This is a genomic window from Enterobacter sp. BIDMC 30 (genome assembly GCF_000534355.1).
GTDB classification, from domain to species: domain Bacteria; phylum Pseudomonadota; class Gammaproteobacteria; order Enterobacterales; family Enterobacteriaceae; genus Enterobacter; species Enterobacter ludwigii.
Genome location: NZ_KI973169.1, coordinates 986,394 through 1,005,550, shown reverse-complemented (window position 1 = coordinate 1,005,550; position 19,157 = coordinate 986,394). Strand labels below are relative to the sequence as shown.

The following is a 19,157-nucleotide window of genomic DNA, read 5'->3' as shown; positions in this document are numbered from 1 at the left end:
GTCCATTTAACAGGGTAAACCTTAACAACTTCTTAAGGGAAAAATTTATTTATTATTACTGTACAGCAGGCTGATGCAGAGGGTTTACTGACGTTATCAAGGAGGGAACATGCGCATTTTACTGGTTGAAGACGACAAGCTGATCGGCGATGGCATCAAAGCGGGGTTAAGCAAAATGGGCTTTAGCGTGGACTGGTTCACCGACGGAAAAACCGGCCAGACCGCGCTTCATTCTGCACCGTATGATGCCGTAGTGCTGGATCTGACGCTGCCGGAAATCGACGGACTGGAGATTCTGCGCGCCTGGCGCGAAAGCGGACGCCGCGAGCCGGTATTGATTCTGACGGCGCGGGATGCGTTGAACCAGCGTGTCGAAGGGCTGCGTCTGGGGGCGGATGATTACCTGTGCAAGCCCTTTGCACTGATCGAAGTGGCTGCCCGCCTTGAGGCGCTGGTGCGCCGAAGCCACGGCCAGACCCGCAGCGAGTTGCACCACGGAAAGGTCACGCTCGATCCCTCCAGTCTCGTGGCCACGCTGGACGGCGAAACGCTGACGCTCAAGCCGAAAGAGTTCGCCCTGCTGGAGCTGCTGATGCGTAACGCGGGCCGCGTGCTGCCGCGCAAGCTGATCGAGGAAAAGCTCTACACCTGGGACGACGACGTCTCCAGCAACGCCGTTGAAGTCCACGTCCACCATCTTCGTCGTAAACTGGGCAGCGAATTTATCCGCACCGTGCACGGTATCGGCTATACCCTGGGTGACGCATGAAACTGACCCAACGCCTGAGCCTGAAGCTGCGCCTGACGCTCCTCTTTTTAGTGCTGTCGCTGACGGCGTGGTTTGCCGCAAGCCTGGTCGCCTGGCAGCAGACCACCCACACGCTGGATAAGCTGTTCGATACGCAGCAGATGCTGTTTGCCAAACGGCTGTTGACCATGGATCTGGATGAGATCCGGGCCCCCGAACGGATGCGTGAGATCCCCAAAAAAGCGAAGCACGGTCGTCTGGATGACGACGCGCTGGCCTTCGCCATCTACGCCACCGACGGCAAGATGATATTAAATGACGGCGAAAACGGGCGGGACATTCCGTACCACTATCGCCGCGACGGGTTTGATAATGGACGGCTACAGGGCGACAACGACGAGTGGCGTTTTTTATGGCTCACCTCACCCGACGGGAAGTACCGCGTGGTGGTCGGCCAGGAGTGGGAGTATCGCCAGGAGATGGCGGTAGATGTGGTCAGCTCCCAGTTGACCCCGTGGCTGGTGGCGCTGCCCCTGATGCTGTTGTTGCTGATCGTTTTGCTGAGCCGGGAACTGAAACCGTTAAAAAAACTGGCACAGACCCTGCGCTCCCGCTCACCGGATGCCACCGACGCGCTCCCGACTCAGGGGGTTCCCACTGAGGTGCGCCCGCTGCTCGACTCGCTGAACCATCTGTTCACGCGAACCCAGGAGATGATGACCCGCGAGCGTCGTTTTACCTCAGATGCCGCGCACGAGCTACGCAGCCCTCTCGCGGCCCTGAAGGTGCAAACCGACGTGGCGCAACTGTATCAGGACGATCCGCAGGCGCAGCAAAAAGCGCTGGCGCAGCTGCATGCGGGTATCGATCGCGCATCCCGGCTGGTGGATCAGCTCCTTACGCTGTCGCGTCTGGACTCGCTGGATAACCTCGACGATATCGAACCGATCGTGATGGCCGATCTCCTGCAGTCGGCGGTGCTGGATATCTGGCATCCGGCACAGCAGGCCGGGATTGATATTCGCCTGAACATTCATGCCCCGCAGGTCACACGTCAGGGCCAGCCGCTGCTGCTGAGCCTGCTGGTGCGTAACCTGCTGGACAACGCCGTGCGTTATAGCCCGCATGGCAGCGTGGTGGACGTCACGCTGGACACCCGGCGTTTTACCGTGCGTGACACCGGCCCCGGCGTTTCCACCGATGCGCTGGCGCGTATTGGCGAGCGTTTTTATCGCCCACCGGGACAGGATGCAACGGGTAGCGGCCTGGGGTTATCTATCGTCAGGCGCATTGCCGCCCTGCATGGTATGCGCGTCGCGCTGGGCAATGCGGCAGAAGGCGGCTTCGAAGTGAAGGTCAGCTGGTAAGGGATTATTGCGTTTAATGCAAAAGACTTTGCACATTTTGCTCATTTAACCGCATCGCTCGCGCGCGTAGAATCCTCGCCATACTTTCATCTTCGAGGACACCTCATGAGCAACATTCTGATTATCAACGGTGCAAAAGAATTTGCGCACTCTAAAGGCCAGCTGAATGACACCCTGACCGAGGTCGCGGACGGTTTTCTGCGCGACGCCGGGCATGATGTTAAGGTCGTGCGCGCGGACAGCGATTACGATGTCAACGCGGAAGTGCAGAACTTCCTGTGGGCTGACGTGATTATCTGGCAGATGCCTGGCTGGTGGATGGGCGCCCCCTGGACCGTGAAAAAATACATGGATGATGTCTTCACCGAAGGCCATGGCGCACTGTACGCCAGCGACGGTCGCACCCGCTCCGATGCATCCAAAAAATACGGTTCTGGCGGCCTGATTCAGGGCAAAAAATATATGCTGTCCCTGACCTGGAACGCACCGCTGGAAGCGTTCACCGAGAAAGATCAGTTCTTCGAAGGGGTGGGCGTTGACGGCGCGTATCTGCCGTTCCACAAAGCTAACCAGTTCCTCGGAATGACGCCGCTGCCAACCTTTATCGTTAACGACGTCATCAAAATGCCTGACGTCCCGCGCTATATCGCAGAATATCGCAAGCATCTCGCGGAAATTTTTGCTTAACTGGTAACCTGGAATTAGAAGGAGTTAACCATGCTTACTGTTATTGCTGAAATCCGTACTCGTCCAGGCCAACATCACCGCCAGGCGGTGCTGGATGAGTTCGTGAAAATTATCCCCACTGTACTGAAGGAAGAAGGCTGCCACGGCTACGCGCCGATGGTCGACGCCACCACCACCGCCAGCTTCCAGGCTACGGCCCCAGACTCGATCATTATGATTGAGCAGTGGGAAACCGTGGCCCATCTTGAAGCCCACCTGCAGACCGCGCACATGAAAGCGTGGAGCGACGCGGTGAAGGGCGATGTGCTGGAAACGCATATCCGCATTCTGGAGCAAGGGGTGTAAGTTTACCCAGTTCCTGATTCCTGCCCTCCCCCTTCCGGGAGAGGGTCAGGGAGGCATATTACCAGTACAACTTCCAGCTTTGGGTAAACCTGACCAACGCCTCCACGTAGAAGTAGTCCCCCCAGCTCGCGCACTCGTCCACGCCTTTATTGCTTGCCAGATGATAAACGGAGTGCTTCAGCAGCCCAGTTCCCTTCTCATCTTTGCCCATCAGGTAGTGTTTCGTCAGTGACGACATCATTCCTTTTGCCCATTCAGAATACTGCTCGCGATCCGGGTCGGTCACCGGCAGGTGCTTCACCAGCTCCAGCAGGCCACATACCGCAATCGCCGCCGAGGACGCGTCGCGTAGCGCATCCGTGCCGACCAGCGCCAGGTCCCAGTGGCAGACGTAATCTTCCGGCAGACGGTTGAGGAAGTAGTTCGCCAGCCGTTTCGACAGGGCAATCATCGTCGCATCACCGGTATAGATGTAGCTCAACAGGAAGCCGTAAATTCCCCACGCCTGCCCGCGTGACCAGCAGGAGTCATCGGCATAGCCTTGCTGAGTATTGCCGTAGCGCGGCGCGCCGGTGTGCACATCCATATAGTAGGTGTGGAACGTTGAGGCATCTTCACGGATAAGGTACCTCGCTGCCTGCATCACGTGTGCTTTGGCGGCATCGGCAAAGCGCGGATCGCCCGTCTGTTCGCTCGCCCAGTAGAGCAGCGGCAGGTTCATATTACAGTCGATAATCATCCGCCCGGCCTGTTCCGGGTCAGCCAGATCGCCCCACGCCTGAATAATTTTTGCCTTCTCGTGGAAGCGCTCCAGCAGCGCCTCCGCCGCCAGCAGCGAGAAGCCACGCGCCTCACGGTTACCGGTCAGTCGCCAGGCCGCCACGCAGGAGAGCGTATACAAAAAGCCCAGATCGTGGGTGTTAGTGTCGTGGCGCCCGGCGATACGCAGGCCAAACGAGCGCACATGTTTTTCCGCCATCGCGCGGAATTTCGCTTCGCCGCTCATCTCCCACGCCAGCCACAGCTGCCCGGTCCAGAAGCTGGTGGTCCACTCCACGTTGTCGGTCAGCGGATAAAAACCCTGCTGGCAGGTTTCCGCCGGGAACTGCTCACCAAACGCCGTTAAATGGCGGCTAATCAGCGCGAGGACATGGTCGCGCGCTGAACTCAGTTCATCGCGGAATACGCGCGAATCAACGGGCACGGGGATAGCGGGCAGGCGTTCCTCTGCGATACGACTTAACATATTTCGGTTCCTTCTTTGACGGCTTAATTATCGTGATGAGGGTTCTGCTACGTTCAGCGCGCGGGGGCCGCGCCATTTACTCTGGCAGGCAGATAACGTAAAGGCAGAAATAAACGTGAAGATCAGCGCCGTGGCGCCCATGATGATATAGGTGTTCTCGAAACCAATGCGGTCATACATATAGCCGGCAGGCGACGAGACCACGACATTGCCGACGTACAGCATCGCCTGATATCCCAGCAAATACATGGTGGCGTTAACGCGCTTATCGAAATGTTCGGCAATATATTTAAAGACGGAGACCAGCAGCAGACAAATTTCCAGACCGTACAGCGGCTTAAGAATGGAAATTAACAGATGTGAATCACACAGACCGGAAATAATCAGACGCGCACCGACCACCAGCCCGACAATTAACAGCCCACGTTTGGCACCAATAGCGTTCACCAGCAGCGGGATCACCATATACATGACAAACTCCATTCCCGACTGCACGGTCCCCAGATAACCAAACACCGCATTGCCCTGGTGAATATCATCAAAGAAGGTCACGAAATAGCGCGAAAACTGCTGCTCGGCGATAAACATCATCCACGCCACACCGGCCACGTACAGACAGAAGGCCCAGAATTTACGGTTACGCAGCAGCGCGTAAACGTCTGACGGGGCAATTTTCTCTTTCGTCAGCACTTCGCCGGCATGTGCGGAGTTAGTGTTCACTTTCAGGCTCAACAGGACGATCAGCATCACCACCGATGCCACGCTGCCCATAATAAAGTTATACGCTGGGGAGAGATTAAACAGCAGGCCGGAGAAGGAGGACGCCACTGCCCAGCCAAGGGAGCCCCACATCCGGATCTGACCAAACTCCATACCGTTTAAACGGCTAAACCGGTCAGAATAGGATTCGCACGCCGCCACGCCCGCATACCAGGCAAAGCTTAAATAGAGTGCGCCAATAATAATCCCCAGCAGCGTGTTGGACATTAATAGCGGCTGATAGACATAAATAAAGAACGGCGCCATCAGGGCAGACATTGCCACCACAAAATAGAGCAGGTATTTGCTCATGCCGATCTTATCGAGAATATAGCCATAGATGGGCTTCAGAATGACGGAGAAAATACCGTTCACCGCAAATACGGTACCAATCACCGAACCACTGAGGTTCGCTTTCTGGCCTAACCAGATAGCCAGCAGGCCAATACTGGCAGACCAGGTAAAGAAATAGAGAAATATAAAACTGCTGATTTTGTAATATTCAGTTCTGTTTGTTGTAGCGGTCTTTTTCATATCATCCTCGCCGACGTGTAGGGTCAGAGTTTTTATAATGAGAACGACAGCTGTCGCTCACTGCCGGGCTCGCGGATAACAACCCGGTTCTCGCTAATATTCAGTTGTGGGACTGCCATAACCGGCTGGCTTTCGCCGGCGACGGCGGCACAACAGAGCCAGCTCTCCCCCTGCGCAAGCGTGGTTTTCAACAGCGGAATGGCAGCGCATTCCGGGAACATAATGCTGCTGTTCGGCGGTGTGACAATGCTGTCCGGTTCACGGTTAACCACCGGAGAGAGATCGACCAGCACGCTGGTGCCGTTACCGGCGACAAGCCAGCATCCGTTCTCACGGATCTGCGGTTCGGTGTTCATCACCGCAAAACCGCCCTCCGCCGTATTCAGTCGACGGGCGCTGTTGATACGGTGCAGGCGCAGGTGCCACTCACCAAACGGCACTTGCCAGGTTTCGATATGGACGTCATGCCACGGAGACCAGCGTGAGTAGAGATAATCGTCAGTGACCCGCACCGCTTCACACTCGCGGCGCCCGCGGAAATAGTTATCCCCGTCTGCCAGCAGCAGCATGGAGTCGCAGGCGGCATGTTTCAGGCCAAACCGTCCGCGCTCAATCGTGAAACCAAAGCGGCTGGAGTAGGCAAATTTGGTGTATTTGGCTTCCGTATTCACGTAGTTATTCAGCTCAAGCTGCCCGGCGGTAAGCAGGGTGACGTGCTGCGACTGACCGGCATGCATCAGGATCTGCTGTGCATGCGGGATGACGCGTTTTTCCGCAAGCGCGGGCAGCGGCTGCTCTTCAGCCTGCCAGAACGGATGGTCCTCCGGCATCGCCAGAATCAGGTAGGTTTTCAGCGCCCAGTATGGCGAGCCGGGGGCGTTATAGTCCTCACACATCGCCAGGTTCGGGTAAGCAAAACCGAGGGTCAGAATGCCGTCCCGATCGGTGATGGGCTGTTGCTGCCACCAGCGCAGATGGCGCAGCACGATGCCCTTCACAATCCCCGGGGTGAACACCTCCAGACCGGAAAAGGCGACGGCACTCCAGAAGGCGACCATTGCAAAGCGATAGGTCAGGCTGCGACCAAACGGTACCGAGGCACCGTCGGCGGCTGACCAGTAGATAAAGTCTTCGGCGAACAGGCGCGAACGCGCTCGCAGCACCTGCGCCCTCTCCTCGTCACCGCTCAGGGTGGCGTAAATCAGGCCGTAGAAATGGAATGCCATCGAGATGTAATAGTCTTTCGGCCGCCCCGGCCCGTCGGAATACCAGCCATCGCCCAGGTAATAGGCCTCCATCATCGCAAACCGTCGGTCAATCGCCGTCTGGTCATACGGCAGCCCGGCGCGCTTAAAACCGAGCTGCACCATAATGGCAAAGTAGTTCCAGTTGCTGTCCGGCATTTGCGCATGGGCGATCTGGTTGAGCCATGCGTGCAGGTTCATGACCTCGCGCCCGGTGAAGTGCGCGGTGAGTTTATCCCCCAGCAGGGCAAGCCCCAGACCGTAGGCCGCCATTTCGACCAGACGCTGATCGTAGGGGCCGGTTTCGCCCCAGTAACCGTCACTGTGCGGATCGGTGCCGAGTTTGATCGCGGTAAGGTATTTTTCGCAAAAGGGGCTGGCATCGCCGGATGCCAGCAGCGGAAACAGCCCCCATAGCGCACGTGAGAGTCCCTCCATCTGCGCGATATCCGTGCTGTAATGCGCACAGGTTTCGCCCAGCGAAAATCGTGAACTGTCCGGCGCAAACGCCTTATCCAGCGCACTCAACAGAGTATTCAGTGACGCCACGATATCCTGGCGTGAAGACAACGGATTTGATTTTTCTTTGTTTGCCGCCCACATACGCTCACCCTCGTAATCAACTGCGGCAAAGCATAGTGAATCCGCACGGGGCAGAAATGTTAGCCATGTCACAGCTAAGAGCGATGAATAAACCCGCAGTTAAGAAAATTTAAAAAGGTGGTTTATAAAGAGATTCTGACGGGAAAAAGTTGAGTTTTATTGCACTATGCGCGACACGCCAACATCCGATCATCTGGAGCTGATTACCTTAAATGACACCGTGGTGTCGTTTAGCCGCCTGTTCGCCAATACGGTGCGCTATCACCACTGGCATCAGTGTCTGGAAATTCTCTATGTGGAAGAAGGCTTTGGCGTGGCGATTGTCGATAACCGTCATTACACCATGCGCCCCGGGCGGCTGTTTTTCTTTCCACCGTTTACCCTGCATAAGGTGATGGTGGACGAGAAGGCAGAGGCCCTTTACAGGCGCACCATTATTCATCTCGACCAGCATGCCGTACTGAAAACCCTGCGTGATTTTCCGCAGGCTCAGCAGCGTCTGCAGAAGCTGTCTCGTCGTGGCGGCGAGGCCTGGGTCGCTGACCTGGCGCATTGCCAGAAGCATATCGATTATCTTCTTGGCTGTTATCAGCCGCCGCTGAACAGCGAAAACATTGCCGGGCTGTTGATTAGCCTGTTTGCCATGCTGCCGGATGATAACGACGGTGCCCCGGGGAGCAGTCAGGGGGTGGCAAGCCAGGTGATGTTCTGGCTGGATGAGCACTATCGGGAGAAATTTCGCCTGGATGCGCTGGCGGCTGAGCTGGGAAAATCACGCAGCTATGTATCGCGAAAATTCCATGCGGAAACAGGCGAGAAGATCCACGACTATCTGAATACGCTACGGCTGCGAAAAGCCTGCGAGTACTTGCTGCACAGTGATGCCAGCGTGCGTGAGATTGCCGCGCAGGTGGGATTTTCCGACGTGACGTGGTTTATCAGCGCCTTTAAAAAAGGAATTGGTGAGACGCCGCTGCAGTACCGGAAAAATCATGGCGCGGCGTGAACCCCTCACCCGCTCTTCTTGCCCGGTTTTAACCCGCGATGAAATTCGTTAATGCGCTTCATCGATCTGATGGTGCGCTGGGGCTCCGTTGACGCTACAGACAAAATGATCATCTCCAGACACAGCAGCACCGTGCCGTGGAGCGGAATTTTGCCCTTTTCACCGCCGCGCGGAACGTGGATCACCACGCTGGCCTCTTTGCTGAAGCGCGAGTCCGTAGCATTGGTCAGCAGTATCGTGGGAATACTCAGCCGTTTCGCTTCACGCAGCGTGGTTTGTCCTTCCCGGTGGGCCGATTTTTGCGCCATCATCACCAGCACGTCGCCGCGCTGTAAGGCTATCAGTTGCTCTGCCAGACCAATGCCGGTGCGGTTGAGCGCAATAGCGGGCAGGCCGATACGGCTGAACAGCCGGGAAGTGTACTCGGCCAGAATGCCGGAAGCCCCAATCCCAAAGATCGCGACCTGACGTGCCTGCGCCAGCAACGACACCGCCTGCGCCATTGCGTAGCGGTTGTGCGGCTCGGATAGCACGTCACAGGTATGCTGATGCCCTTCCAGCACAAAATCGATGCTCGCGTTCACGTCGCTGGTGAGCGTATTCACCGTGGTGGACATTTTTTCGCTGGAGGAGACCACCGGCCCAAACCACTGCTCCAGAGTCTGCTTCAGGTCACGCAGCCCGGCAAAGCCAAGAGCCTGAATGGCGCGAACCACCGTAGCGTCCGAGGTTTTCAGCAACGCGGCAATCTCCATCGCCGTCTGCTCCATCACCGCTTCGCGGTTTTCATTGATGTAACGCGCAACCTGCAGCAGGCGCGGCGTGAGCTGGTGCCCCCGCGAGCGAAAGCGGTCGCCATAGACATCAACCCGGGCTTTGTCTTTTCTGATCACTGTGACGCCTCCGGCAGCGGTCGACCGACAATCTGCGACTGCACCTGGGCGGCCATCAGTCCTAAGGAGGCAAAGGAGTTCGAGATGGCCTCTTCACGGGAGATCAGTATGTAGTGGCCGGTGCGACAGGCATTGAGGAACTGACACCAGCCAGGCATCACAGCATCCATCGCTGCCAGCTCATCCTGCGGTTTGCCGCCGGTATCCCCGCGCCAGGTGGCAAAGACAAAATCTGCATCCAGCTCGGGCAGACGCTCGGCGCTGACGTCAATTCGACCGCCGTCAGGGATGGACTCAATCAGCGGCGGGAATGTGAATCCTGCGTCGCGCAGCACGCGCCCCAGCGAGTGGTAGCTGTGCATGGCGTTGATTTTGCCCTGGTTGGCCTGTATCACCGACACGGTGATGTTGCGGGTGTCGATGGTCGCTTTCAGGGCGTTAATCTGCTCCTGATAGCGACGTTCAAGGATCTTCAGCCGGGCTTCAGTGCCCGTGAGCTGTGCCAGCTTGCGGTAGATCTCCGGCGCGCCGCCATCGAGATGATCGATACTCACCGTCGGGGCAATTTTCTCCAGCTGTTCAACCGGCGTGTTACGGGTCGGTTCGGTGATGATCAGATCCGGCTTTGCAGCGGCGATGGCCTCGATGTCGATATCCGCGGAGCCGATAAATTTGATGTCGGCGTTATCAAAATCAACGCCCGTCAGCATGCCGCTGGCGCGCAGAAAATGGCTACCGTCCGGCCGCGTGCGCCCGTGGCTTGCCACTGGCGGCACGCCGAGCTCAATCAGCGGAATGGTGATATCCAGATCGTGCAGCGAGACAATCCGCTTTGGGTGAAGGGGCACAGTCACCTTGCGGTTCAGATCGTCGGTAAACGTCTGCGTCGGCTCCGCCGCACTCACGGTAAACCCCACCAGCAACAACATCGAAAAAAGTATACGCATCTCCATCCCCTAAAATCTGTCCCGTCGCTGCCAGAGCAGCAGCAGGAAAAACGGTCCGCCAATCAATGAAATGACTACGCCTGCCGGCAGCTGCAGCGGCAGGAAAGCCAGACGTCCGACGTTATCTGCCAGCAGAACCAGCAGCGCACCCAGCACGGCACTTCCCGCCAGCAGCGCGGTTTGTCCGCCGCGCAGCAGCAGGCGTGCCATATGTGGCGCAATCAGTCCCACAAAACCGATACTGCCCACGCAGGAGACGCAGGCCGCGGTCAGCACCACCGGGGCAAGCACGCGCAGCAGCGCCAGCCGTGAGGTGTGTACGCCAAGCCCCGTTGCGGTGGGGTTGCCCATCAGGGCCACGTCTGCGGCGCGCGCGGTCAACAGCAATAGCGCAAATGCCGGCAGCGTCCAGGCTGCCGCAATGACCACCAGCGTCCAGTTTGCTGCATGCAGGCTTCCCGCCAGCCACAGCATCGCCGTCTGCACGTCACGCACGTCGGCGGTGGTCATGAAGACCCCCATTGCCGCGGCAAACGCCCAGGAAACGCCGATCCCCGTCAGGATAAATCGCGGCCGCGAAATATCGCGCGCCAGCGCCACCACCAGCAGCGCGGTGAGTATGCCCCCCGCCATTCCCGCCAGCGGTCGCCAGGCCAGGCTGAGCGCCGGGAACTGAAAAATCAGCACCAGCACCGCCGCGCTACATCCCTCTTTCACGCCGATAAGCCCCGGGTCGGCAAGGCCATTACGAGTGACAGACTGCATCGCTGCCCCCGCCATGCCGAGCATGGCACCGCATAACACCGCCATCAGCAGACGCGGCAGGCGGATATCCATCACGATGTAGCGCGTATCCGCCTCCAGACTTTGCGGATACAGCAGCGCCCGTCCGATGGCCGACGTCGGGATCGGCAGCGAGCCGTGCGTCAGGCCAAACCCGAGCAGGATAAAGGCCGCGAGCGAAATCAGCGCAAGGCAGGCCAGCGCCCTCGGGCGTACCAGCGTAGAAAAGGTGCCAATACGCAACGCGCGCAGTCCGGCCCGGCTCATTTGAACGCCCTCGAGGCCATAAAGATAAAGACGGGAGCACCGACCAGCGCGGTCATAATGCCGGTCGCCAGTTCATAAGGGGTAAACAGCGTGCGGGCGGCGAGATCCGCCAGCAGCAAAACCAACCCTCCACACAGGGCTGAAAGCGGCACCATCACGCGCAGATCCACCGTCACCAGACGCCGTATCAGCTGTGGCACCACGAGGCCAATAAAACCAATCGGCCCGGCAACGGAGACTGCCGCGCCGCACAGCAGCGCGATTGCCAGCAGCGCGAACAGGCGCGTCCTGAGAAGCGATACGCCAAGCCCCTGGGCCATCCGATCCCCCAGTGCCAGCATATTGAGTGACCGCGACAGCCAGAGCGCAAGGGCGAAACCCGCGCCAGCGGCCCACGAAGCGCTGCGAAGCGTTCTTTCTGTTATTCCGGCCAAATCCCCCGCCAGCCAGGTGCGTAAGGCGAGAAGCGTCTGCTCATCAAGGATCAGGACCGTGGCGGTAATCGAGGAGGCGAACGCCGACATCGCCACCCCGCACAAGGTGACTTTCATCGGCGTCAACCCGCCGCGTCCCGAAGAGGAGAGCATCAGTACCAGCAGAAACAGCGCGGCGGCGCCGGCGGCGGCAATCAGCGGGCGACCAAACGGCAGGGTGAACCCGAGTGCGCTTGTCAGCACGACGGCCAGCGCGGCACCGGCATTCAGCCCCAGAATATGCGGCTCGCCCAGCGGGTTACGAATAACGGACTGCAGCAAGACGCCTGCCACGCCAAGTGCAGCGCCGGTCAGCATGGCCGCAAGGAGGCGTAACAGGCGCAGCCTGATAATGATGTTATGGTCGAAATTGCGCGGGTCGAAATCGACAAAAGCCTGCACGACCGTCAGGGGAGAAATAACGCGCGCGCCCGTGCCCAGGTGTGCAATTGCGCCCATCACCAGCAGTAGCGCAAAGAGCAGAAAAGCCAGTGACGTTCGCATCATGATTTTTCTGCGACCTGGCGAAACGGCATGAAGAACGGTTTGCCGGTGAGCGGATTAACTGACATATGTACGTCAACCTCAAACACCGCTTTGATCAGTTCCGGCGTACAGGTATCACCCTCGTGAAGCACGCCCTCTACTTTCCCCTGGCGTAAAAAGACCAGGGAATCACCGTAGTTCACCGCGAAGTTAAGATCGTGCAGCACCACCACGACGGTGCGCCCGTGCTGACGGGTCAGCGTATGCAGCAGTTCAAGGATTTCCACCTGATAGCGGAGGTCAAGAAACGTTGTCGGCTCGTCGAGCAGGATATAGGGCGTTTGCTGCGCCAGCGCCATCGCAATCCAGCAGCGCTGACGCTGGCCGCCGGAAAGGCTTTCCACCGGCAAATGGGCAAACTCCGCCGTACCGGTCAGGCGCAGTGCCTCTTCCACGGCCTGCTCGTCTTCGTCACTCCACTGGCGCATAAAATTTTGCCAGGGGAAACGCCCGCGCGAAACCAGCTCAAACACGGTTAACCCTTCCGGCAACAGCGGTGACTGCGGCAGAATGCCCAGCTGACGGGCGACCGCTTTGGTTGGCTGTTGATGAATGGCTTTGCCATCCAGCAGCGCAGCTCCCCCGAGCGGTTGCAGCAGACGTGCGATCGTGCTCAGTAGCGTGGATTTTCCACAGCCGTTCGCGCCCACCAGAACGGTTATTTTCTGTGGGGGGATCGCAAGCGAGATCTCATCGACGATGATTTTTTTCTGATAGCCAGCAGAGAGGTTTTCAAGAACCAGCCCTGACTTATTCGTGTTGTGAGCCACGTGAACGCCAACTTAATAAAAAACTAACAAATAAAAATAAAACTCATTCTCTTTTGAGAGTTTGCCGCTGCGCCATGTAGTAGTCAAGAGAAGAAACACCCTTAAAACCCCAGGGTTATCGTGCAGGAACGGGAAAACCGCCAAACGCATTAATTAATTTATTTTCAACAGGTTAATTACTTACCTCGCTAAGCATCAGAGCGGAAGTACCGCTGTAGTCGATTTTTGCTTTTTTCCATTTACTACTACATCAGCGCATGATTGAATGATTCTCAATTACATGTTCGATGCCAGCGATGGCTAACGAGCAGACCGTAAAGGGCAATGACTCACACATTCTTCCGTGACGCTTCATTCGCGGGATATTTCGGGAAAACAGATGTAATGGCTACGTTCACTCCTTCACTCTCTGGGGTAAAAGGGCGCGCGCTCTTTTCACTGCTGTTTATGGCGCCGCTGGTGCAGGCAGCAGACAACACCGCGGCTCAGGACGGCGAAACGCTTACCGTCACCGCCGATCCTAATGCCGTGGCCGATGCCACCAACGGCTATCAGCCGCTGAACACCTCCACCGCCACGCTGACCAACATGCCGATGCTGGATATCCCGCAGGTGGTAAATACTGTCAGCGATAAAGTGCTGGAAGATCAGCACGCTACCACGCTGGATGAAGCCCTCTATAACGTCAGTAACGTGGTGCAGACCAACACGCTGGGCGGCACGCAGGATGCGTTTGTACGCCGTGGATTTGGCGCGAACCGCGACGGCTCAATCATGACCAACGGCCTGCGCACCGTGCTGCCGCGCAGCTTTAACGCGGCCACCGAGCGTGTGGAAGTCCTCAAGGGACCGGCCTCAACGCTGTACGGCATCCTCGATCCGGGAGGGCTTATCAATGTGGTCACCCGACGCCCGGAAAAACAGTTTGGCGGTTCGATCTCGGGCACCTCCTCAAGTTTTGGCGGCGGTACCGGCCAGGTCGATGTCACGGGTCCCATTGAAGGAACGCGCCTGGCTTACCGCCTGACGGGCGAGTACCAGGACGAAGATTACTGGCGAAGTTTCGGCAAGGCGCGCAGCACCTTTATCGCGCCCTCGCTGACCTGGTTTGGTGATGACGCCACCGTGACCGTGCTCTATTCACATCGTGATTATAAGACGCCGTTCGATCGCGGTACGATCTTCGATCTCACGACCAAACAGCCGGTGAATGTTGACCGTAAAACCCGGTTTGACGAGCCGTTCAACATTACCGATGGCCAGTCCGATCTGGCGCAGCTCAACGCGGAATACCGCCTTAACAGCCAGTGGACGGCGAAGTTCGATTACAGCTACAGCCAGGATAAATACAGCGATAACCAGGCGCGGGTAATGGCCTATGACGCGAAAACCGGCAACCTGACCCGCCGTGTGGATGCGACGCAAGGCTCAACGCAGCGCATGCATTCCACCCGTGCAGACCTGCAAGGGAACGTGGATATCGCGGGCTTTTACAATGAGATCCTGACCGGCGTGTCGTATGAGAATTACGACCTGCTGCGCACGGATATGATTCGCTGTAAGAATGTAAAAGATTTCAATATTTACCATCCGTCTTACGGCAATCTGAGCAAGTGTACGACCGTTTCCGCCGCGGACAGCGATCAGACGCTCAAGCAGGAGAGTTACTCCGCTTACGCTCAGGACGCCCTGTACCTGACGGATAAATGGATTGCCGTCGCCGGGCTGCGTTATCAGTACTACACCCAGTACGCGGGCAAGGGCAGACCATTCAACGTCAATACCGACAGCCGCGACGAGCAGTGGACGCCGAAGCTGGGGCTGGTCTATAAGCTCACGCCATCCGTCTCGCTGTTTGCTAACTACGCCCAGACGTTTATGCCGCAATCGTCCATCGCGAGCTACATTGGCGACCTGCCGCCAGAAACGTCCAATGCCTACGAAGTCGGCGCTAAATTTGACCTGTTCAACGGCATTACCGCCAACATCGCGTTGTTTGATATCCACAAGCGCAACGTGCTGTACACCGAAAGCGTGGCGGGTGAAAACATTGCTAAAACCGCTGGCCGCGTGCGCTCGCAGGGCGTGGAAGTGGATCTGGCTGGCTCTCTGACCGAGAACACCAATATTATTGCCAGCTATGGCTACACCGATGCGAAAGTGCTGGAAGACCCGGATTACGCCGGCAAACCGCTACCAAACGTGCCGCGCCATACCGGTTCGCTGTTCCTGACGTACGATATTCACAATGTCATCGGCGGGAATACCCTGACAATTGGCGGCGGTGGACACGGCGTGAGCCGTCGCTCCGCGACCAACGGTGCGGATTATTATTTGCCAGGGTACGTTGTTGCTGATGCCTTTGCGGCCTATAAAATGAAGCTACAGTATCCGGTGACGCTGCAGGTCAACGTGAAGAACCTGTTTGATAAGACCTACTACACCTCGTCGATTGCGACCAATAACCTCGGTAACCAGCCAGGCGATCCACGTGAAGTGCAGTTTACGGTGAAGATGGAATTTTGATGTAAAAAAGCCCGGTGGCGCTAGCGCCTACCGGGCCTTCGTTCCATCCCCTCTCCCGGTGGGAGAGGGGTAAAGAGAGGGCATCAGGCCTCAATATCCGCCATATCGCCTTTTTCCTGCAGCCAGTTGCGTCGGTCTTCCGAACGCTTCTTGGCAAGCAGCATATCCATCATGGCGTTGGTTTGCTGTTCGTCTTCGTCGCTGATGGTCAATTGCACCAGGCGGCGGGTGTTTGGATCCAGCGTGGTTTCGCGCAACTGCATCGGGTTCATCTCGCCCAGCCCTTTAAAGCGCTGCACGTTCGGTTTGCCCTTCTTACGCTTGAGCTGTTCCAGTACGCCCGCTTTTTCCTCTTCCGTCAGCGCGTAGTAGACCTCTTTGCCGAGGTCGATACGGTAGAGCGGCGGCAGCGCCACGTGGACGTGACCGTTTTTCACCAGCGTCCTGAAGTGCTTCACAAACAGCGCGCACAGCAGCGTGGCGATGTGCAGACCATCGGAGTCCGCATCCGCGAGGATACAGATCTTACCGTAGCGCAGCTGGCTCAGATCGTCGCTGTCCGGATCGATACCGATCGCAACGGAGATATCATGCACTTCCTGCGAGGCCAGCACTTCATCCGACGACACTTCCCAGGTGTTCAGGATCTTACCCTTGAGCGGCATGATCGCCTGATACTCACGATCGCGCGCCTGCTTGGCAGAGCCTCCTGCCGAGTCCCCTTCCACGAGGAACAGCTCGGTGCGGTTCAGATCCTGCGCGGTACAGTCCGCCAGCTTGCCCGGAAGCGCCGGGCCACTGGTCAGTTTTTTACGCACCACCTTCTTGGCAGCACGCAGGCGTCGCTGGGCGCTGGAAATGGCCATTTCTGCCAGCATCTCGGCGGCCTGCACGTTCTGGTTCAGCCACAGGGTGAAAGCATCTTTGACCACGCCGGAGACGAACGCCGCACACTGACGTGAGGACAAACGTTCTTTGGTCTGACCGGCGAACTGTGGATCCTGCATCTTCACCGACAGGACGTAGGCGCAGCGATCCCAGATATCTTCCGCCGACAGCTTCACGCCGCGGGGCAGAATGTTGCGGTATTCGCAGAACTCGCGCATTGCATCCAGCAACCCCTGACGCAGACCGTTGACGTGCGTACCGCCAAGCATGGTCGGGATCAGGTTGACGTAGCTTTCGGTCAGCAGCTCGCCGCCTTCTGGCAGCCACAACAGCGCCCAGTCCACCGCTTCCGTATCACCGGTGAAATTACCGACAAACGGTTTTTCCGGCAGGGTTGGCAGGCCGTTAACGGCTTCGCACAGATAGTCGTTCAGACCGTCTTCATAGCGCCAGGTCTGTTCGGTGTTGTTGACGTTATCTTTAAAGGTAATTTCCACGCCAGGGCACAGTACCGCTTTGGCTTTCAGCAGGTGCGTCAGGCGTGAAACAGAGAAACGAGGACTGTCGAAGAAGCTTTCGTCAGGCCAGAAGTGGACGCTGGTTCCGGTATTGCGCTTGCCGCACGTGCCGACGACCTGCAGATCCTGCACCTTCTCGCCGTTTTCAAAGGCGATGTTATACACCTGACCGTCGCGGCGGACATTGACTTCCACGCGTCTGGACAGGGCGTTAACCACGGAGATCCCCACGCCGTGCAAACCACCCGAGAACTGGTAGTTTTTGTTGGAGAACTTACCGCCCGCATGAAGACGACAGAGGATCAGCTCAACGGCTGGCACCCCCTCTTCCGGGTGGATATCCACCGGCATGCCGCGTCCGTCGTCGATGACTTCCAGCGACTGATCGGCATGGAGGATGACGTCAACGCGTTTGGCATGGCCAGCCAACGCTTCATCCACACTGTTATCAATAACTTCCTGGCCCAGATGGTTTGGGCGTGTCGTATCGGTGTACATCCCAGGGCGGCGGCGAACCGGCTCAAGCCCGGTGAGTACCTCAATGGCATCAGCGTTATAGGTTTGCGTCATGATTTAAACTAGCAGTTCGCATTGATTGTCAGTGGCTGTGCAGTCCAAGAAAATCGACAATCTGGGTGAAATGATTCTCAAAGCCCGTGAAAGCATGGTTTCCGCCTTCTTCTATAGTCTGGCGGCAGGATGCGTAATACGCCACTGCCTGGCGGTAATCCAGCACTTCATCACCCGTCTGTTGCAGCAACCAGATAAGATCGGGCGCTTCAAGCGGGTCTACCTGCATAACTTTGAGATCGTAAATATGGCGTGACTCTAGCACATATTGTTGGCCGGTGTAGGGGTTCTCGTTTTGCCCGAGAAAGTCCCGCAGCAGCTCAAATGGCCGAACCGCCGGGTTAACCACCACCGCAGGCAGCATAAAACATTGCGAGAGCCAGGTGGCGTAATATCCGCCCAGCGAAGAACCGACCACGCCGAACGATTCGCCGCCGTGTTCCATCACAACCGATTCCAGCATTTCTGCGGCTTCCGCCGGGTAAGGCGGCAGTTGTGGGACGATCATCTCAACGTGCGGGTGATGTTCGCTCAGCCACTGGCGAAACTGCGTCGCTTTCGCGGAGCGCGGCGAACTGTTGAATCCGTGCAGATAGAGGAGCGTAGACATCAATAGCCTTCTGAAGCGGTGTCCGGGCGGAATTTTGCGCCGGTTAAACGGCAGACTTCCGTGGTGAGCAGGCCATCGGGATGCAGTTCGAGCCAGCGCCAGCCCGGTGCGATGGTGTCCAGGGTAAAGTTTGCGCAATGCGGCTTGAACTGAACGCAGGTCGAGGGCGTGGCCAGCAGTCGGCGGCCATTCCAGTCGAGATCCTGTTCCTGATGAATGTGTCCGCACAGGAGATTCTGCACCCGCGGGAATTTCGCCAGCACTCTGTCCAGCGCGGCAGAGTTGCGCAGGCTGTGTTGATCAAGCCAGCTACAGCCCGCCGGCAAAGGATGATGATGCAGCAACAGCAGCGTATGACGTTCAGGTTCGGCAGACAATTTGGTCTCAAGCCAGTCGAGTTGAAAGTCGCTTAACTCACCGTGTGGGACGCCAAAGACCTGGCTGTCCAGCAGCAGGATCTGCCAGTGGTCACCCACAAAAACACATTTTGCCGGAGAGATCCCCGCATCCTGCAGAGAGCTGTACATGGCAGGCTGGAAATCGTGATTTCCCGGTAGCCAGACGCAAGGCACGCTAAAACTCGCGATGCCTTCAGCGAAATGCTGGTAGGCCGCGGAGGATTGGTCCTGCGCCAGATCGCCCGTCGCGACAATCAGATCGCATGGGCGATTTTCAGCGTGAATGGCGCTAAGTACCGCCTGATAGCTCTCCCAGGTATTCACCCCAAGCAGAGTTTCATGCTTTTCGGCAAAAAGGTGGGTATCGGTGATTTGTAATATCCTGACTGGTGCCCCACCAGCAACAGTCAGGTTCAACAGGCTTTCCAA

17 protein-coding genes are annotated in these 19,157 nt (G+C 57.5%); 6 read left to right on the top strand and 11 right to left on the bottom strand.

What is annotated here, in order from left to right:
* The first annotated feature begins 109 nt into the window (after positions 1 to 109).
* The 4 genes from qseB to L466_RS17425 all read left to right on the top strand — a co-directional run bounded on the left by qseB (position 110) and on the right by L466_RS17425 (position 3,147).
* Positions 110 to 769, top strand: coding sequence for a quorum sensing response regulator transcription factor QseB (qseB, locus tag L466_RS17410; RefSeq protein WP_020883652.1), 660 nt, complete (start codon positions 110 to 112; stop codon positions 767 to 769).
* Complete coding sequence (qseC, locus tag L466_RS17415) at positions 766 to 2,115, top strand: quorum sensing histidine kinase QseC (RefSeq protein ID WP_032680289.1); 1,350 nt, start codon at positions 766 to 768, stop codon at positions 2,113 to 2,115. Before qseB ends, qseC begins: the two co-directional genes overlap by 4 nt.
* A gap of 105 nt (positions 2,116 to 2,220) precedes the next feature.
* Positions 2,221 to 2,802 (top strand): NAD(P)H-dependent oxidoreductase, encoded by a 582-nt coding sequence (locus L466_RS17420; protein ID WP_014171626.1) that lies wholly within the window; start codon positions 2,221 to 2,223, stop codon positions 2,800 to 2,802.
* Between the two features lie 30 nt (positions 2,803 to 2,832).
* Positions 2,833 to 3,147 carry a putative quinol monooxygenase gene (locus L466_RS17425; protein WP_014171627.1) on the top strand — a complete coding sequence of 105 codons (315 nt, stop codon included), beginning with the start codon at positions 2,833 to 2,835 and terminating at the stop codon, positions 3,145 to 3,147.
* 58 nt (positions 3,148 to 3,205) lie between these two features.
* On the opposite strand, the gene L466_RS17430 is transcribed toward L466_RS17425, so the two are convergent.
* Genes L466_RS17430 through L466_RS17440 form a run of 3 tightly spaced genes read right to left on the bottom strand, consistent with a single transcriptional unit; the run spans position 3,206 to position 7,533 of the window.
* Positions 3,206 to 4,393 carry a glycoside hydrolase family 88 protein gene (locus tag L466_RS17430; protein WP_032680288.1) on the bottom strand — a complete coding sequence of 396 codons (1,188 nt, stop codon included), beginning with the start codon at positions 4,391 to 4,393 and terminating at the stop codon, positions 3,206 to 3,208.
* A gap of 27 nt (positions 4,394 to 4,420) precedes the next feature.
* A complete protein-coding gene (locus L466_RS17435) occupies positions 4,421 to 5,686 on the bottom strand; it encodes an oligosaccharide MFS transporter (protein ID WP_025203155.1) in 1,266 nt (421 codons plus the stop codon).
* Between the two features lie 32 nt (positions 5,687 to 5,718).
* Positions 5,719 to 7,533, bottom strand: coding sequence for a DUF2264 domain-containing protein (locus L466_RS17440; RefSeq protein ID WP_032680287.1), 1,815 nt, complete (start codon positions 7,531 to 7,533; stop codon positions 5,719 to 5,721).
* Positions 7,534 to 7,699: 166 nt separating this feature from the next.
* On the opposite strand from L466_RS17440, the gene L466_RS17445 reads away from it, so the two are divergent.
* Positions 7,700 to 8,539 carry an AraC family transcriptional regulator gene (locus L466_RS17445; RefSeq protein WP_032680286.1) on the top strand — a complete coding sequence of 280 codons (840 nt, stop codon included), beginning with the start codon at positions 7,700 to 7,702 and terminating at the stop codon, positions 8,537 to 8,539.
* Between the two features lie 5 nt (positions 8,540 to 8,544).
* Here the strand turns inward: L466_RS17445 and L466_RS17450 are convergent, their stop codons facing one another.
* From L466_RS17450 to L466_RS17470, 5 genes are read right to left on the bottom strand one after another with little or no spacing between them, the layout of a single operon-like run.
* Positions 8,545 to 9,432: a MurR/RpiR family transcriptional regulator gene (locus tag L466_RS17450; RefSeq protein ID WP_032680284.1), complete on the bottom strand. Its 888-nt coding sequence runs from the start codon at positions 9,430 to 9,432 to the stop codon at positions 8,545 to 8,547.
* Positions 9,429 to 10,379: an iron-siderophore ABC transporter substrate-binding protein gene (locus tag L466_RS17455; protein WP_032680282.1), complete on the bottom strand. Its 951-nt coding sequence runs from the start codon at positions 10,377 to 10,379 to the stop codon at positions 9,429 to 9,431. The genes L466_RS17450 and L466_RS17455 overlap by 4 nt, the downstream gene beginning before the upstream one ends.
* A gap of 9 nt (positions 10,380 to 10,388) precedes the next feature.
* Complete coding sequence (locus tag L466_RS17460) at positions 10,389 to 11,429, bottom strand: FecCD family ABC transporter permease (protein WP_032680281.1); 1,041 nt, start codon at positions 11,427 to 11,429, stop codon at positions 10,389 to 10,391.
* Positions 11,426 to 12,409 carry a FecCD family ABC transporter permease gene (locus L466_RS17465; RefSeq protein WP_032680280.1) on the bottom strand — a complete coding sequence of 328 codons (984 nt, stop codon included), beginning with the start codon at positions 12,407 to 12,409 and terminating at the stop codon, positions 11,426 to 11,428. The genes L466_RS17460 and L466_RS17465 overlap by 4 nt, the downstream gene beginning before the upstream one ends.
* Complete coding sequence (locus L466_RS17470; RefSeq protein ID WP_014171637.1) at positions 12,406 to 13,218, bottom strand: ABC transporter ATP-binding protein; 813 nt, start codon at positions 13,216 to 13,218, stop codon at positions 12,406 to 12,408. The genes L466_RS17465 and L466_RS17470 overlap by 4 nt, the downstream gene beginning before the upstream one ends.
* 384 nt (positions 13,219 to 13,602) lie before the next feature.
* Between L466_RS17470 and L466_RS17475 the strand changes: the two genes are divergently transcribed.
* Entirely contained in the window at positions 13,603 to 15,744 is a 2,142-nt protein-coding gene (locus L466_RS17475; protein ID WP_020883641.1) for a TonB-dependent siderophore receptor, read from the top strand.
* An 83-nt stretch (positions 15,745 to 15,827) separates the two neighbouring features.
* Here L466_RS17475 and parE read toward each other — a convergent pair whose 3' ends face one another.
* Genes parE through cpdA form a run of 3 tightly spaced genes read right to left on the bottom strand, consistent with a single transcriptional unit; the run spans position 15,828 to position 19,157 of the window.
* Positions 15,828 to 17,720 carry a DNA topoisomerase IV subunit B gene (gene parE / locus L466_RS17480; RefSeq protein ID WP_020883640.1) on the bottom strand — a complete coding sequence of 631 codons (1,893 nt, stop codon included), beginning with the start codon at positions 17,718 to 17,720 and terminating at the stop codon, positions 15,828 to 15,830.
* A gap of 28 nt (positions 17,721 to 17,748) precedes the next feature.
* Positions 17,749 to 18,330 (bottom strand): esterase YqiA, encoded by a 582-nt coding sequence (yqiA, locus tag L466_RS17485; protein WP_032680279.1) that lies wholly within the window; start codon positions 18,328 to 18,330, stop codon positions 17,749 to 17,751.
* Positions 18,330 to 19,157 (bottom strand): 3',5'-cyclic-AMP phosphodiesterase, encoded by an 828-nt coding sequence (gene cpdA / locus L466_RS17490; protein WP_014171641.1) that lies wholly within the window; start codon positions 19,155 to 19,157, stop codon positions 18,330 to 18,332. Before cpdA ends, yqiA begins: the two co-directional genes overlap by 1 nt.